The sequence below is a fragment of the Sporosarcina sp. UB5 genome (assembly GCF_050859005.1).
GTDB lineage: Bacteria > Bacillota > Bacilli > Bacillales_A > Planococcaceae > Sporosarcina.
The window spans coordinates 348,042-364,676 of record NZ_CP125984.1; the positions used below are offsets into that span (position 1 = coordinate 348,042).

General features: G+C 43.1%; 12 protein-coding genes. 3 read left to right on the forward strand and 9 right to left on the reverse strand.

Annotation, left to right across the window (positions count from 1 at the left end):
* Positions 1–48 precede the first annotated feature (48 nt).
* The 3 genes from QM454_RS02050 to QM454_RS02060 form a co-directional block, all read right to left on the reverse strand.
* Positions 49–1,263 carry a carboxylate--amine ligase gene (locus QM454_RS02050; protein ID WP_432360904.1) on the reverse strand — a complete coding sequence of 405 codons (1,215 nt, stop codon included), beginning with the start codon at positions 1,261–1,263 and terminating at the stop codon, positions 49–51.
* A gap of 55 nt (positions 1,264–1,318) precedes the next feature.
* The gene (locus tag QM454_RS02055) at positions 1,319–2,041 is read right to left on the reverse strand and encodes an RluA family pseudouridine synthase (RefSeq protein ID WP_432360907.1); all 723 of its coding nucleotides are present in this window, start codon (positions 2,039–2,041) and stop codon (positions 1,319–1,321) included.
* 156 nt (positions 2,042–2,197) lie between these two features.
* Positions 2,198–3,031: a glycerophosphodiester phosphodiesterase gene (locus QM454_RS02060; RefSeq protein ID WP_432360910.1), complete on the reverse strand. Its 834-nt coding sequence runs from the start codon at positions 3,029–3,031 to the stop codon at positions 2,198–2,200.
* Between the two features lie 290 nt (positions 3,032–3,321).
* Here QM454_RS02060 and QM454_RS02065 point away from each other — a divergent pair, with 290 nt between their 5' ends.
* Both QM454_RS02065 and QM454_RS02070 read left to right on the forward strand, forming a co-directional pair.
* Complete coding sequence (locus QM454_RS02065; protein WP_432360913.1) at positions 3,322–4,491, forward strand: hypothetical protein; 1,170 nt, start codon at positions 3,322–3,324, stop codon at positions 4,489–4,491.
* 17 nt (positions 4,492–4,508) lie between these two features.
* Positions 4,509–5,753: an amidohydrolase family protein gene (locus QM454_RS02070; RefSeq protein WP_432360916.1), complete on the forward strand. Its 1,245-nt coding sequence runs from the start codon at positions 4,509–4,511 to the stop codon at positions 5,751–5,753.
* Positions 5,754–5,808: 55 nt separating this feature from the next.
* Here the strand turns inward: QM454_RS02070 and QM454_RS02075 are convergent, their stop codons facing one another.
* Positions 5,809–6,606, reverse strand: coding sequence for a 3D domain-containing protein (locus tag QM454_RS02075; protein ID WP_432360918.1), 798 nt, complete (start codon positions 6,604–6,606; stop codon positions 5,809–5,811).
* 881 nt (positions 6,607–7,487) lie between these two features.
* Between QM454_RS02075 and QM454_RS02080 the strand changes: the two genes are divergently transcribed.
* Positions 7,488–11,954, forward strand: a complete 4,467-nt coding sequence (locus QM454_RS02080) for a S8 family serine peptidase (protein WP_432360921.1) — start codon at positions 7,488–7,490, stop codon at positions 11,952–11,954.
* A gap of 73 nt (positions 11,955–12,027) precedes the next feature.
* Here QM454_RS02080 and rsgA read toward each other — a convergent pair whose 3' ends face one another.
* The 5 genes from rsgA to QM454_RS02105 form a co-directional block, all read right to left on the reverse strand.
* On the reverse strand, positions 12,028–13,107 hold the full coding sequence (gene rsgA, locus QM454_RS02085; protein WP_432363829.1) for a ribosome small subunit-dependent GTPase A: 1,080 nt from the start codon (positions 13,105–13,107) through the stop codon (positions 12,028–12,030).
* 210 nt (positions 13,108–13,317) lie between these two features.
* Complete coding sequence (locus tag QM454_RS02090) at positions 13,318–13,923, reverse strand: VanZ family protein (RefSeq protein WP_432360924.1); 606 nt, start codon at positions 13,921–13,923, stop codon at positions 13,318–13,320.
* A 46-nt stretch (positions 13,924–13,969) separates the two neighbouring features.
* A complete protein-coding gene (locus QM454_RS02095; RefSeq protein ID WP_432360926.1) occupies positions 13,970–14,149 on the reverse strand; it encodes a hypothetical protein in 180 nt (59 codons plus the stop codon).
* A gap of 43 nt (positions 14,150–14,192) precedes the next feature.
* Entirely contained in the window at positions 14,193–15,266 is a 1,074-nt protein-coding gene (locus tag QM454_RS02100) for a metallophosphoesterase (RefSeq protein ID WP_432360928.1), read from the reverse strand.
* Positions 15,259–16,581 (reverse strand): Zn-dependent hydrolase, encoded by a 1,323-nt coding sequence (locus tag QM454_RS02105; RefSeq protein ID WP_432360931.1) that lies wholly within the window; start codon positions 16,579–16,581, stop codon positions 15,259–15,261. Before QM454_RS02105 ends, QM454_RS02100 begins: the two co-directional genes overlap by 8 nt.
* Between the last annotated feature and the right edge of the window lie 54 nt (positions 16,582–16,635).

The window sequence follows — 16,635 nt, forward strand, 5'->3', positions numbered from 1 at the left end:
CTAGGCTTTTCTTGACACCGTAATAACTAACAGCCGTCGGAATTTTCTTCACCATCTGTTATTTTTATATTTACGGTAGTAATTAATTTGCCTCATGAAAAGATAAAGTTTTCTTTTGAAGCTTTCGTCTCTTTTGTAAAAAAGCGGATTGGCATACTTGCCTGCCCTTAACAGCTGATTTATTTCTTTACGAATTTCTTCATTGTCGACGAATTTCCGTAAAACAATTTTCGGGACAACTGTAAATAGAAACTTCTCATCTAATAATGTTAACGGTTTTTCGACGTCATAAATAAGGTCGTCAACAAAATTTTTCGCCATATTATGTCCGCACGATGTAATGTAATAACTTGAACGTCCTTGACGGATGTTCACTTCAAATACTTTGAACTTTTTATCGCGATGATCGTATTTCAAATCAAAATTCGCGTAGCCGACATAGTTTAGTGCTTCTAAAAATCCTTTCAATTTCAGCATCATCTCTTCATTGTACCGCGTGATGACTGCTGTGTAATTGCCAATTGCTGTCACAGTATGTTCTTGTAAAACGACTTGTCCGAACGTAATGAGCTCGGAGTTGCCTTTACTGTTCACATAGAAAACGGAATCCCACATATATGTGTCATCACCTGGGATGAAGTCCTGGATGATTAAATCGTCGCGATAACCACTTTTCTTAATCGTCTCGATGACTTTGTGGATTTCCTCATACGAATCGACTTTATACACTTTTTGCATTCCTTCAAAAGGATGCTTGTAATATTGTACACCGTTGCTCGGCTTAATAATAACCGGGAACATGACGTCCTCATTAAAACGGGCGTCTTTTTCACATGAATAAAAATATGTCGCAGGCATATCAATGCCATGCTCTTCGCAAAGCTTGTAGAAATTCTTCTTTACAAGTAAATTATTCATCAACTCTTCATCGATATAGTTGAATACAAAATCGCTCTCCAGCGCTTGACGGCTTTCGATGATTAGGCGGACGTATAAGTCATTCGTTCCGATAAGAAGAAGTTTTTTCCCTTGCGTGCTATATTTTGCAGCAATTTGTTTCAAGAAGCGAACGAATTCGTCCTTCTCTCCCAATTTCGGATTGAGCTCAATTGCTCCAGGGATTGTACTTAAACTTGTAAAAGATAGCGGCTCTCTCCCGACGAGAATCGGATGGATGCCGTATGCCTCGTGAAATGAAATTGCCATATTGTATGCATTAATATCAGTCCCTACAATAATCGGGATAAACGGATGGTTTGTCATAGTTTCCTCCAACATGCTTTTCTTCTTCTAAGTGTAGGGGCGATGAATTTCGATGTCAATTATGCTGGTGGGCCTGCCTCAAATTATTCGTCAATGACCCGGTATGAATTTCCTTCCACATGTTCCAAGGATGCTCGATTGGCGGGATGGATTCGAATTTCAGAACTTCTTTCGTCGTCGGATGTGGAAATGAAAGCGTATGTGCCCATAACGCAATTTGCTGTCCTGGCTCGTTCACATGCTGGCCATATTTTTGGTCCCCGTAAAGAGGTGCACCCGATGCAGCCATTTGAACACGTATCTGATGCGATCTGCCGGTATGAAGCTGAATTGCGAGCAAGCTCATACTGCCCTTTCTCTCAATCGTCTCATACCGAAGAATAGCCTTCTTCGCACCTGGATGGGATGCATTCACAGCATGTACTTTGTTTTTCTTTGTATCCTTCCATAGATGGTGTTCAAGCATTCCTCCGTCCCCTAGGTTACCCCGAACAACAGCCAAATACGTTCTTTCCATTTCCCTTTTCCGAAGCACATCGGATAGACGAGATGCCGCTTTTGACGTTTTTGCAAATACAATAACGCCTCCGACTGGTCGATCCAATCTGTGAACTAGACCTAAATAGACATTTCCCGGCTTCTCATAACGCTCCTTTAGATCAGCCTTTAATAATGTTAATAAATCTATATCTCCACTGTCATCTGCCTGTACCGGCACATTGACAGGCTTCTCAACAACGAGTAAATGATTATCTTCATATAAAATATGTATAGCCATTTTACGGCTCCTTTCATTAATAACTGCTAAGCAAAATCCTATAGCAATAGCAATCTTACAGATTTAATCCATTCCGTCTATCATACTATAAACCTCTAGCAATTTCCGTCAAAACAAAAAAGCCGACAACATGTGTCTGGCTTTTTGCTTATCCAACTATTCCTGTACTAAGTAAATCGGTTCATTCGTCGGCCAAGTTGAGAAATCTGAAATGATGCCGTCAACGCCAAATTTATGTGCTTTTGAAACTAGCATTTTATCTTTCTTCGACCAGACAAACACTTTTCCGCCACGTTTATGGACATTCTTAACCATCTTTTTATTTACAAAAGAAACGTTAAAATTGATATACGATGCAAATGATGTTAAATCGTCTAACCTTTTTGCAGATACAATCGATTCAGAAGGACGAATGAGGATACCTACTTCAATTTCAGGTAACAACGTATGTATTTTCCTCATCGATTCAGCGTCAAACGATTGGATAATAATCGAACTAAAGTCGTTATATTCCTTCAATAGAGCGACAATCTTTTCTTCTATTCCCGTATAAAGTTGTGGATTTTTCAGCTCAATTAACAATCCAATTTGACCATAAAACTCTTCCAATAATTCGTTAAGTGTTATAATCGACTCACCGCGAAATGCATCTCCGAAACTTCCACCAGCGTCAAATTCCTTCAGTTCAGCTAATGTGTAATCCTTAATGTAACCGCTTCCATTTGTCGTCCGATCAATTTTTTCATCATGCATAATTACAAGTTCACCATCCTTCGAAAGGTGAACATCACATTCAAGATAATCTGCACGCAACTCAACTGCTTTTTGGAAAGCGGAACGGGTATTTTCCGGTGCAAAACTAGAAGCTCCTCGGTGTGCAACACTGACCATATTCGGGGAATGGACCCGGATCGTCTGATCATTGTAGCCGAAAAGGAGTAGCATACATGCCCCGACAATCGCCATGTAAAACAGATTATGTTTTTTCATATGAATCCCCCGCTCTCTCATCGGAATAACGAAATCCGAATTATCTTTCTATTACAATACCATATATCAATAGTCTTGGATACAACTTTATTTGCCACATGCTTAAAGAACTATACTTTTTTCACAATACTGTTTATTTTAATGTATGCGCTTGCAATGAAAATCAATATTACTAATCGCCAAAATACTGTTTACAAATTTTTTTCACCCTGATATATTGGATATCACTCAAGACTAGAAATACAATTTTTAGTCTGAAAATAACTGAATTGCATCTAGGAGGAGCCATCATGTTAAGTAATCCTGTAATCGCCACAACATTAATTTTCGCACTTATCGCATTAGGTGAATGGTTGTCAATTGTATCAAGAGCCAGAATCCCAATGCTACTCACAGCGATGGTTGGATTCCTTACCCTCACTTGGACAGGCATCTTCCCGAAAGATATTTTAGAGAAATCCCAATTCGCAGCTATCGGGGCTATGTTAATTGGTCCAGTAATTTTGCATATGGGGACAATGATTCCTTTTTCATTGCTGAAAAGCCAATATAAAGCTGTCATTATCTCTCTCGGCGGCGTCATCGTTTCCGGGATCCTTATTTTGACGATTGTCCCATTGTTTTTTGATTATCCGACAGCTGTTGCGGGAGTAGGTCCGATTAGTGGAGGCATCATTGCCCTAATTGTTACTTCTGAAAAGTTGAAAGAACTTGGACTTGCTAGCCTCGTTATCATTCCTGCCTTAATCGTCGCTTTCCAAGGGGTAATGGGAATGCCGCTTGCGATGAACTTCATGAGAAAGTACGCAGTTAAAATACAGAAAGACATTGATAACGGAACATTTGTCCCAATGGTTTCTGAAGCGGAAGCGTTGAAGGAAGAAGAGAAAAGCAAAAAAGCAGGGCCATTTAAATCTAGTTTGACGTTGAAATTGTTCTATATTTTCGTCGGTGCGTCTGTCGGGGTTGCCCTCGGCACAGTTACACCGATTCACTATACGCTTTGGTGTCTCGCAATTGGTGTTATTGGTTTGAAAGTAGGTATTTTTGAGCCGAAGACGCTTGAAAAAGCTAATTCATTCACAATGTCAATGATTGGTATCATTTTCGTCGTCATCGGGTCAATGGCTGGCGTCACACCTTCTCAAGTTCTTAGCAATTTACCAAGCATCATCCTTATTCTCGTCATTGGTACATTCGGCATTGCTGTCGGCGGATTCATTATGTCCAAACTTGTAAAATGGCACCCATATAAAGGAATGCCAGTTGCATTGACTGCATTGTTCGGTTTCCCTGGTGACTATATTCTTTGTGAGGAAGTAAGCCGAAGCATTGCAAGAAACAAGGAAGAAGAAAAAGCGATTTTCGATGAATTATTAGCACCGATGCTCATTGGTGGGTTCACGACAGTTACTGTTGCATCCGTCGTTATCGCTGGTATTTTAGTTCAAACATTATAATTTTGGAGGACTTTTCGATGGTAAAAACAATCATACGTAATGGAGCACTTATTGATGGAAACGGTGAAGAACCTAAACAAGGCCAAATTGTCGTTGTTGATAAAAACCGGATTGAGTATGTAGGTGCTGAAGACGGTTATAATGCGATGGGAGATGAACAAGTCATCGATGCAACTGGTAAAACGATTCTACCAGGCTTCATCGATACGCACGTCCATATGATGTTAGAGTTCTCGCCAATTCCAGAGCGATTGGCTACTCCGTTTTCATTCATGTATTATCAAGCAGCGCAATATTTGAAAGCGACTTTGGATGCGGGTGTTACTTCCGTGCGGGATGCGCTCGGCACCGATTTAGGCGTAAAAAAAGCAGTTGACGAAGGCCTCATCCCTGGACCTCGCTTACAGCTCAGCATTAATGCATTAACAATTACCGGCGGACATGGTGACGGCTATACGGTTTCAGGCAACGTGCTCGATCTGTTGCCTTCTCCATACCCTGGCATGCCGAATGGGGTTTGTGATGGGGTTGAAGAAGTGCGCAAAAAGACACGTGAAATGCTCCGTGCTGGTGCGGAAGTCATTAAAGTGCATGCGACTGGCGGCGTGTTAAGTGCAACTGACCATCCGGAATTTACGCAATTCTCGTTGGAAGAGTTGAAAGTGATCGTCGAGGAAGGACGTTTCCGAAAAGGCGTTAAAGTTATGGCCCATGCGCAAGGAGCAGAAGGTATTAAAAACGCGGTTCGCGCAGGCGTTCATTCGATTGAGCACGGAATCTTCATTGATGACGAAGCAATTGACCTAATGCTCGAAAACGGAACGTACCTCGTTCCGACGCTTCTTGCCCCTGTTGCTGTTTTAGAAACTGCTGCAGAAACAGGTATGCCCGAAACGGCCGTTCAGAAATCGAAAGAAGTTATCGAGCACCATATTGTAAGCTTCCAGAAAGCGTATAAAGCTGGGGTGAAAATTGCAATGGGAACAGATGCGGGGGTTATGAAGCACGGGACGAACTTACGCGAATTAGGGTTGATGGCCGATGCAGGCATGAGCCCGATGGATACGATCGTCGCTTCTACAAAAACCGCCGCTGAATGTTTAGGCTGGGAAGACCAAGTCGGAACAATCGAAGCTGGAAAACTTGCGGATATTATTATTGTAAAAGGCAATCCGCTCGAAGATGTCCATTCCCTCGCTAACAACGATAATATTCAAATCGTTATTAAAGATGGAAAAGTGGAGAAGGATTTAACCGCATAAAGTAAATAGAAAGGCCACTGCTGACAATTTTGTTAGCAGTGGCCTTTTTTCCGCATTAATTTATGATTTTTATTTTTACCTTTTTAACGCCCCACTCCATCGCACTCTCATAGGAAGGAATGAACACATCTATTTTATGTCCTTTAATTGCACTACCGACATCACCTGCAATCGCTTCTCCGTATCCTTCCACCCACACTTTCGTTCCTAATGGAATGATCGTTGGGTCTACTGCTATCACTTTCTGATCCGGGTTAGCCCGTAAATCAATTCCATAAGCGGTCGTTCCCGAACAACCTGTACAATATGCTGTATACGCAGTTGCGGTTACAATCATTTCAGTTCCGGTACTGTCCTCTGGTGGACTCGTGATCAATAAGTTGAATGCCGGAACTTTTGGTGCGGCTTCCGGTTCTTTTTCTGAATGATCTTCTGGATCGGCAAATGCGACTTTGACAGTATTAGATAAAGTAAATCGTTCGGTTGCATCACCATCCGAACTAATCGTTAAAATGTCTCCCGGAAAAATTAGATGATCGGTCAAATTATTTAAACTCATTAATTCTTGCAATGACATTCCATGATTCAAGGCGATTCGAAATAGATTATCGCCCTCTTCCACCGTGTACTTCATAGGTTCTTTCTTCCAAAACTCTAGCGGTGGATAAAACAATGATATGGTACTTTCTAAAATATTTATAAACGGAATATCTGCCAGATTTGACCTTACGTCTTGGGAATTACTTTCTATTTCCACTACTTGTTCTGTTTGGCTGAGTACGGCCGCTTCTGTAACGACACCGAAAGAAAGTGTCAACATTGCGGTCATAGCAATCAGTTTTATCTTATTCAAGTAAAATTGCTCCTCTCGTATTAACAATTTCCACCAGTCTTCTCCAAAAATTCTTAATTCCAAACATATTTCTTTCAAAAGTTTGGAATATGACAAACAAGAAGTTGATTGACATAGTGTTACTGTCATAGTGAAGGAACAGATTGTTTACTTTATCTCCGATAGGGAAACATATAAAAAAACCGAAATAAGGGGCGATTAACATGAAGTTAGGCAGATTCATTAGGACGGCCATTAAGTGGGCTCCGGTCGTATATCCGATCGTACGAAAGATAATTTCTAATAAGGGAAAAACGAATCCATCATTACGAAGACGATGAACGGGCATCGTTATCCAATGCTGCTTATGTACACATAGATTCGATTAGCAAGAAGCCGGAAATTCGCCGGCTTCTTTTTTCGTCCCTAAACTTGGGAAAATTCTTCGAATCATAATCCCCATTTACAAACTCCAATTCTCATATTCACTAATACCCATTAATGAATATTTTATAAATAAGTAATGCATAAAACCATATCGAACATAGGTCTTTTACATTATTTTACTCAATTAACTCTTTTTTATTTCACTTCATAACTTACCTCAAAAGACATTAAACCCTTTATTCATCGGACTTACACTAACTTATCGACATTTCTCAATAAATCGCAAACCGTGATAAAACTCCCAAACTTCTAGTTGTCAGATTAGTTACTTATTATTATTTTATACTTATTCACCCATTTACATATTTTAAAAATACTTAATATATGTATAATTAAAGCTAGACAACGAGATACGGAGATTCCGACACCGATGAATCCTTAATGAAGTAGAAAGGGGGGAATAGGTGTTTTTTTGTCGGCAAATAAAAGGGAGCTGTTGAAACCTAAAAGGAGGAATGAAATTGAAAAGGCGTGGAAGGACGAGGTTATTCTGCATCGCAGCAACAATCCTGATGGTGTTTTCATTGATGACACCCGCAATGGCGGTAAGTACTGAAATGAACAAGAAACTTCATCAGTCATTGAGAGACTCAAACGAACTAGCGAAAGAGAAAGTTAGCCATCGATTGCTCGATAGCTTTAAAGATGAAAGCATGGTTACCTTTCTAATTAAGTTCAAGGATCAGGCGGACACGGAAAAAGTAGCGGCTGCGGCAAAGCAACAGGCAAACAAAGCGAACCTTTCCGGAAAGCAATCGGTCATGGTGACAAGGTCGGCTGTAGTCTCGGAACTTCGATTGACATCGTTACAATCACAGCAAAATGTTATGCATTATCTCGAACAGCAAGAAAAAGCTGGAAAAGCGAAAGATATTACTTCCTACTATATCGTCAACGGGATGGCTGTAACGGCGACGAAGGAAGTTGCTCAAGCACTTGCGACGTTCGAAGAAGTTGAAAAGATTCTACCGAATGAAACACGTCAATTGCAAACGACAATCGTCGAAGATGCTGAAGCTCCAAAATCCCAGCTAGCAAATGTCGAGTGGAATGTTGAGCGCGTTAATGCGCCACAAGCTTGGGATATGGGGATTGATGGATCCGGCACAGTCGTTGCAAGCATCGACACAGGTGCGCAATGGGATCATCCCGCATTAAAAGAAAAATACCGAGGATATAACGCAGCCACAGGTCAAGTGAATCATGACTATAACTGGTTCGATGCGACTGCTGGACGGACAACCCCTTACGACGATCATGGGCACGGTACTCATGTGACGGGTACGATGGTCGGAAGCGAACCGAACGGGACGAACAAGGTCGGTGTTGCTCCAGGTGCAAAGTGGATCGCAGTGAAAGCATTCACGGCAAGCGGCGGAACTGATCGTGACTTATTAGCAGCCGCACAATGGATTCTTGCACCAACTGACGCAAACGGGAATGCACGAGTCGATTTGGCACCGGACGTCGTTAATAACTCTTGGGGCGGCGGACCAGGACTCGACGAATGGTACCGAGATGTCGTTAGAAACTGGCGTGCAGCGGAAATCTTCCCTGAATTTTCCGCAGGCAACACGACACTTTTTAACCCAGGTGGACCTGGATCAGTTGCAGCACCTGCAAACTATCCGGAATCGTTTGCTACAGGTGCAACAGATAGTAATAATTTAGTGGCGAGTTTCTCACTTCGTGGACCTTCACCTTACAATGAAATAAAACCTGACATTTCCGCACCAGGCGTCAACATCCGTTCATCTGTTCCGGGAGGCGGCTATGAAGGTGGCTGGAATGGGACATCCATGGCTGGCCCTGCAGTGTCAGGCGTCGCAGCCTTGCTAAGGCAAGTGAATGCTACGATTACTGTCGACGAAATGGAACAAGTCCTACTAGCTACAGCGACTCCGTTAACGGACAATATGTATCCGACTTCTCCTAACCACGGGTATGGGTACGGACTAGTCGATGCGTATGCAGCTGTTTCATCAATTGCGAGCGGGCTTGGAACGCTTGAAGGTCAAGTGACGAAACAAGGCGATGATAACGAACCGCCTACATTTGAGCATACAGCACCGACGGAAACGTACGCGGGGATGGATTTAGATCTTCGAATTAACGTGTCGGATAATATAAGCATTGCCTCCGTGACACTTCAGTATGTTAATGCGGAAGGTCAGTGGAGTTCGGTGAATGCAGAAAGGAAATCCGGTGATTACCTATCTGGGGAGTTCGGCGTCACGATTTCAGGTGATGAAATTTCCGGAGATGCATTCATTTATCAATGGGTGATCAATGATTTCGGCAACAATGAAGTGACGAGCGAGCAATACACAGTCCTCGTCAAACCTGGAATTACGGTCGGTTATTTCGAAGATTTCGAACAAATCCCGGTTGGATGGATTTCGTTCGGAAATAAAAACAGCTGGGAATGGGGCAAACCGACTTCAGGCCCGGGCAATGCAGCATCAGGTGAAAATGTGTATGCTACGAATTTATCCGGAAACTATGAGAGCAACATGAACGCAACACTCGTCATGCCTCCGGTAGATTTACCTGAAGGTGCTTCCTATTTACAGTTCAAGCAATGGCATAATTTCGAGCAATCCATTTCGGGAAGAGCTTGGGATTATGGGCATGTATTCATTTCCACAGATATGGAAGAATGGACGCAATTACTAATGATCCAAGGCGCTTCAAACGGTTGGATTGATGCAGAAGTGGATTTATCTGCATATAGCGGCCAACGTGTGTACATCGGCTTCAACGCATTTTCTGACGGAAGTGTTGTTCGAGAAGGCTGGTATATTGACGATGTCGCGTTGAGTGCACAATCCCAGACAGGTAAAGTTTCACTTACTCCTAAGAACAACTTAATGAAATCGAATGGGCAAAATGGCATTAACGCATTACCTGGAAAAGGCAAAGGCAAAGATCCTGATTTTATTATCGAAAAAGGGAAAGACGCACTTGAAACACCAGTCGACCCTAAAACGATTAAGCCTGTAATGCCGAAAGAAGAACCGGCACCTCCTATTGAAGAAGACAAAGCAGCACCTGTCCTTCTACCATTAGGTGCACAAGTGAGCATTCTTGAAACGAATCGCTCCGTCTATACGAGTCCTGCAAACGGCTCGTACACAATGACACACGGTGCAGGAACATTCACAGTAAAAGCAGAGGCGTACGGTTACCAATCAAAGGCGCAATCCGTGACGATTAATGCGGATGAAACGACAATTGCCAACTTCACATTAGAGGAAATGCCTCAGGCGACAATAAGCGGGACTGTGACGGACCAGTCCACAGGTGAGCCGATTGTAGGAGCGACATTGCTTCTCATGGAAGATGCGAACATCTCCCCTGTTCAATCGGACGCAGCCGGACAATTTTCAATTACTGCTTATGAAGGCGATTATACGCTGAAAGTAGTAGCACGCGGTTATCACGGACAAGAGGCACAAATTTCTATCGGCAGTCAAACTTCATTTGACTTCGTCCTTGAACCGTTCTTCACATATCCAGGCGGTGAAATCGGATACGACGATGGAACGGCTGAAAACGCTCGAGCATTTTACGATGCCGGCAACGGTTGGGCCGTCAAAATGTCTCTTCCGGAAGGCAATGAAACAGGTATCGTTACAGATGGCGTTTTCCGTTTCTGGGACACTGAATGGCCTGTACCAGGCGGAACTGCGTTTGCAGTCGAAGTTTGGGATGCAACAGGTGCTGACGGAGCTCCAGGGCAACGAATTGCAGGTCCGTTTGATGCTCAAGCGAAACGGAATGGCGAATGGACTGTCGTTGATTTGACAGAGCACAATATCGTCGTGAACAGCGACTTCTATATGGTGTATATCCAAACTCAGCCGAATCCGTATGCTCCAGGTCTTGCAACGGATGAAAACGGAACGAATGCAAAGAGAAGTTATCAATTCGTTAGCGGATCTTGGTCCCCTGCACCTGCCTCTGAAGGGAATTATATGATTCGGGCACGCGTCAGCTTTGAAGTGTTCAAACCGGAAATTACTTCCCCTGAAACTGGCACTGTGACGAATGAAGAAAACATTGTCATCGAAGGTACTGCTACACCGACAACGACAATTTCTTTGCAAAACAACGGTGAAGAAGTGGATTCCGTAGTTATTGGAAATGATGGAAGGTTTTCATTCCAAACAGTACTGACAGAAGGCGAAAATGAGTTTACCGCTGTGTCTCAATTAGACGGACGCACGACAGGTACTTCAAGCCCTGTGACAGTTATATTGGACACAATGAAACCGGAATTGACGATTACGAACCCGAAAGACGGAGACAAGACGAACCGTGAAACAGTCACGGTTGAAGGAACAGTAATGGATGCTCATCTTAAATCAGTTACAGTAAATGGCCAACAAGCTACTGTCTCTGGAGACGGAACATACTCAAAACGAATCCTTTTGGATGAGGGGATGAATACGATTACGGTCGTCGCCACAGATGCTGCGGGGAACGAAACGACTCAAACCGTTTCCATTACCGCAAAATATACAGCACCTGAAATTTCGAATTTAACACCGAAAGAGGATGTTCATTTAGTAACTGGAAAATCCGTCAAATTCGAATTCGATAGTGAGCCTGGATTGACTTCCACATACGTCATCCACATGCCGCTGACGAATCTTGGTGACAAAGGTGTAACAAACGCGACTGAATTACCAATGCTCGAAGTATCACCTGGCCATTACGTCGGCTACTGGACAGTCCCACTAGGCGTCATAGCTGACGGAGCACGCGTTGAAGTGAAAGTCGTCGATTCGTTCGGAAATGAAAGAAGGAAACTCGCGGACGGAAAACTGTTCATCAACCTAGACCAAGTGAATAAAGTCGTTGAGGCTGAAGAAACGGATGAAGCAACAGTTGAAGAAAGCGTAGAAGTGGCTGAATAAGTAAAACGGGCAGTGGCCTCATCATTTTATGATGAAGGCCGCTGCCTGTTTTTTGTTATCTATTGAATATAGGTTATTTCTTCTTCGATGGATGCTTTCGCATTCCTTTCGTTATCTTCTTCCATTTGTCCCGTTCCGCAGCTTGCGCTTGGCGGTCCATTTTACGATCGAGAAAAGCAAGTTCTTTCTGGAGTTTTACGTAGTTTCCATAACGTTCTCTCGCCAACTCACCTGTTTCGAGTGCATTTCGAATCGCACAGCCCGGTTCGCTTTCGTGACGGCAATCGCTGAATTTGCAAGAAGCAGATAGTTCTTCGATATCCTTGAATCCGGAGTCGAGGCTCTCGCTTTCATTCCACAATTGGAACTCCCGCATCCCCGGTGTATCGATGAGCACTCCTCCTGTCGGAATCTTGATCAGTTCCCGGTGAGTCGTCGTATGCCTTCCTTTTGCATCATCTTCGCGAATGCCTTGCACCGCCATCTTCCCTTCACCACAAATAGCGTTGACGAGCGATGATTTTCCGACACCGGACGAACCTAGCAATGCTGCCGTTTTGCCGTTCTTCAATAACTCCGTAATTCGTTCGATTCCTTCGCCAGTCGTATTGCTAACCGGGAAAACATCGGTTCCGAACGCAATGGCCTTTGCCAACTCTAAATAATGATCAGGATCATCGCTAATATCCATTTTCGTCAGGACAACAACAGGCGTCGCTCCGGAATCATATGCCGCCACTAGATAACGTTCCAATCGTCTTGCGTTGAAATCGTGATTCATCGACATAACGAGAAAAACGATGTCGACGTTCACCGCAATGATTTGTTCTGAAATTGTCGACCCAGCCGATTTCCTTGAGAAAAGAGATGTCCGCGGAAGGATAGCGTGAATGATGCCACGCTCTTCCCCGGGCATTTTTTCTACGACTACCCAATCCCCCACTGCCGGATAATCCCTTCGTTCGTAGGCAGCATGTTGAAATGCGCCTGAGCAGACGGAGAGCCATTCCCCTTCCCCAGTCATGACCCGGTACATCCTTTTATGTTCAAGCGTGACACGTCCTGCGACGTAATTATCCGCTTTCAGTTCTTCTATTATTGTTTGCATATTTTCTTGATGGAATTGATTCCAACCGTATTCGTTTAAGTTAATCAATGATGAATCCTCCTGTTATGTTCAAATAAAAAAGCATGGTTCCGGATCGGACACCATGCTTTCACGCGCATAACAGAATAGACATGCCTTGTTAGCAAGTCTCGCGGAGTGATAGTATGGGTCCGATCATTTGTGCAATAGCCGTATTAATTTTCACCATAAAACATCACCCGCTTTCTGAAAGTTGTTTTTATCATAACAAAACAATTATTCAAGGTCAACAGTTTTTTCATAAGCAGAAAAGACTTTCCAAACGACAAAGATGCCATATCCGATGACGACCCCGATCGTATTCAAAATAACATCGTCAACATCCGTGCTGCGGCCAATGAAATATTGAATGCTTTCAATGAAGCAAGTGACGCCTAGCCCAATGAATGAGATGGATTTGTATGAATCCAACCTTCTCCAAAGCAAAGGAATGAAAAATCCGATTGGGGAGAAAACGAATATATTCCCTAAAAGATTTACAATCGAAATACTATCCCAACCGTCCACATAACTATTCACCCACATATAATTGGTGATTGTCCTAAAAGGAACTATGTTAACACTCGCAATATCATTGAACAAATACACATCGAAAAAGAACTTGCCCGTACTGATATCTACACCGATCGTCCATCTCGGGATAATCGTCTGGGAGGCGAGTCCGACTAGATAGAGGGAAAATAAGGCGAGCAGTATTTCATGCGACTTTTTGACGGGCCGCTTTCTTTGTTTGACGATGCTTCTTCTTACAAGCAGATAAAATGGCAGCGCAACGATCATATACGCTAGCATGTTGATGACATATGTATGAATTAACCCCATAGCTCCTCCTTTTAATTCCGATTTCTTCTTATAAAGCTGGACGAATTCACTCTTGGAGTTGTTTCAATCGATGTTTTTTCATCCGTGGAAAGTTATCGGTCATTTCCCGTAGTTTATCGGTCATTTCCCACGTTTTATCGAGCATTCTAGACGAGTTATCGGTCACTTCCCGGAAGTTATCGGTCATTTTCACAACTTTATCGTCATTTCGTGACCTTTGACCCAAGCAAAAAAGCTTCGACAGGCACCGGCCTTCGAAGCTTTTGGCATTACGCGAAGCAATCTTTCGGAATCCATCCGACTTCACCAATATGAGACTTCACTAGCGCATATCCTTCGTGACGATCATCGACGACGGAGACAGTTTCCCCTTTTTCAACTGATAAAAACGTCGTACTCAAGTCGGTTTTGCACTTGTTGACTTGAATAAATTCATTTTTTATCCACTGTTCAATACCGAGATTTACATTCTCACATAATGTAAAATAGTCCTCTTCTTGAATAATGCGTAATTCATAGTTCGGGTAAGTAACCGTTCCGACTCGCCCCATTTCGTCCCTATATGTCCGTGAAATTGTTTTTTCATTCAAACTGTCGACGTATGTATAGGTAATTTCTTTTCCTTCAATAATTAGTGCATTTAGCTGTCCGTCTTTTTTAATTTGATTGCCGCCATCGATTGCAATTATCTTTTTCTCCAAATCGATTAGCGGACTGTTCGAGCTGACGGCTTCCGCCCGATAATTAACGACAGGCCAATGCCCGACGATGACTGTTTTATCGGCCTGATGCCCTTTCTCATAAAACGCCTGGGCATATAATGCATATTCATTGCTCGTCTGTTTCCAATCCGGAATATCTTCCACCCCTGCATGGATGAGGATGAGATCGTCTGTTTCATAGGCGATTGGAAGAGCATCCAACCAGTCAAGAACCTCGCCGAAACAAGTTTGATAATAATCTCCAAGTTCCTGAAGCGTTGCAAATTCGTCGAGCGTCTTCCCGTGACGATCAAGCATTTCATTCAAAATGGAATGCTTCCTCTGTCGTATATAGTTTTTGATTCCCTCAACACCATTGAAAACGTAATCGTGGACAACATCACAATTCCCTTTCGTAATAAAAACCCGATCCGACTCAGCGCTTAGCTTTCTCGCAAATGCTACCGTCGACAAACTGTCCGGTCCTTTTTCACAAAGGTCTCCATTTATGAATAAATAATCTTCCGTCGTATAGTTCACTTTCTCGAGCAATTGTTGAAACAACGGGAGGTTTGCATGAATATCCGATGTAATGATCATTCGTCTATTTTCATCTAGCTTTAATTTCCTTACTTCAATCATGGAGGGAATCCCCTCTTGAAGTATAATCCATTTGTTTTTCAATAAAATCTTTCAATACATGTGCAGCTACTACACAGTCGTTTAAGTCCGTCCATTCTTCCGGATTATGGCTAATTCCTTTTTTACTGCGGACGAAGAGCATCGCTGCAGGAACTTCCCTTCCGATAACCATGGCATCATGCCCCGCCCCACTTATCAATTCCGTCGGTTCGATCCCGAACTTCGTAATGGATTCCTTCAAACTTGCTATGAGTGTTTCGTCGATCAACAATGGTTCAACGGCGAGCATCTGTTGGTGAACGACGTCAACATTATGTGCCGCGCCTGCGTTCTCGGCAGCCTTTATGATTTCTTTCACTAATGCATCCCGTTTTGCTTCATGGATATCGCGCACATCCACAGTCAACTCGACTCTTTGGGCGATGACATTTATCCCATTTGGAAATACATTCAGTTTGCCAATCGTTGCTACAGCCGTATCACTGAATTGAATAGGCAACGTAGCAACTTCGCGAATGAATTCACTAGCCGCTAAGACGGCATCCTTGCGGTCATCCATCGGAGTGTTTCCTGCATGACCCGCTTCCCCTTCAAACGTGAAGGTTGCCCATGTAGGTCCCGCAATTCCTTTCACAACACCAACGGGATGCTCATTTCTTTCTAATTTCTTACCTTGCTCGATGTGAACTTCAACGAACAATTCCACTTCCTTCATATCTCGCTTTGCTTGCCAAACAGCGTCCAATGTACTCCCGTATTCTTGAATGACGGTTTCGAATGATTTATTTTCACTATCTAACAATAAAACCGTTTCCTCTTTATTTAATTTGCCTACGACGGCATGGCTTCCCGTCAGTCCCGTGCCAAATCGAGAACCTTCCTCATCCGAGAAAATAGCGACTTCAAACGATTTTTTCGGTTGAACCCCTGTCGCTTTCCACGCTTCCGCCACTTCCAATGCAACAATTACACCAAGTGGTCCGTCAAAGTTTCCGCCATTAGGGACGCTATCAACATGAGATCCTGATAATATCGACTTCCCATCTGTCGTTCCCTCGAGCCTTCCGAATACATTCCCTGCTCCATCTTCCGTAACTTGTAATCCTGCTTGTTCCATCCATCCTTTCACCAATTGCTTTGCCTCTTTTTCCTCGGCTGAAAAACCTGGACGATTGATGCCACCTTCTGCTGTTTGACCTATGCTGGATAATTGGCTTAACCGTTCGGCAATCCTTCTGCCATCGATTCCCCCATATGATAAGGATTCATCATAATTTGCGATTAGTTTTGCAAGAACACTTTCTTGTGTTTTCATTTCCGTCATCTCCCTATATTTCAGAATCCTCGATATTATTTTTTAACAACTATA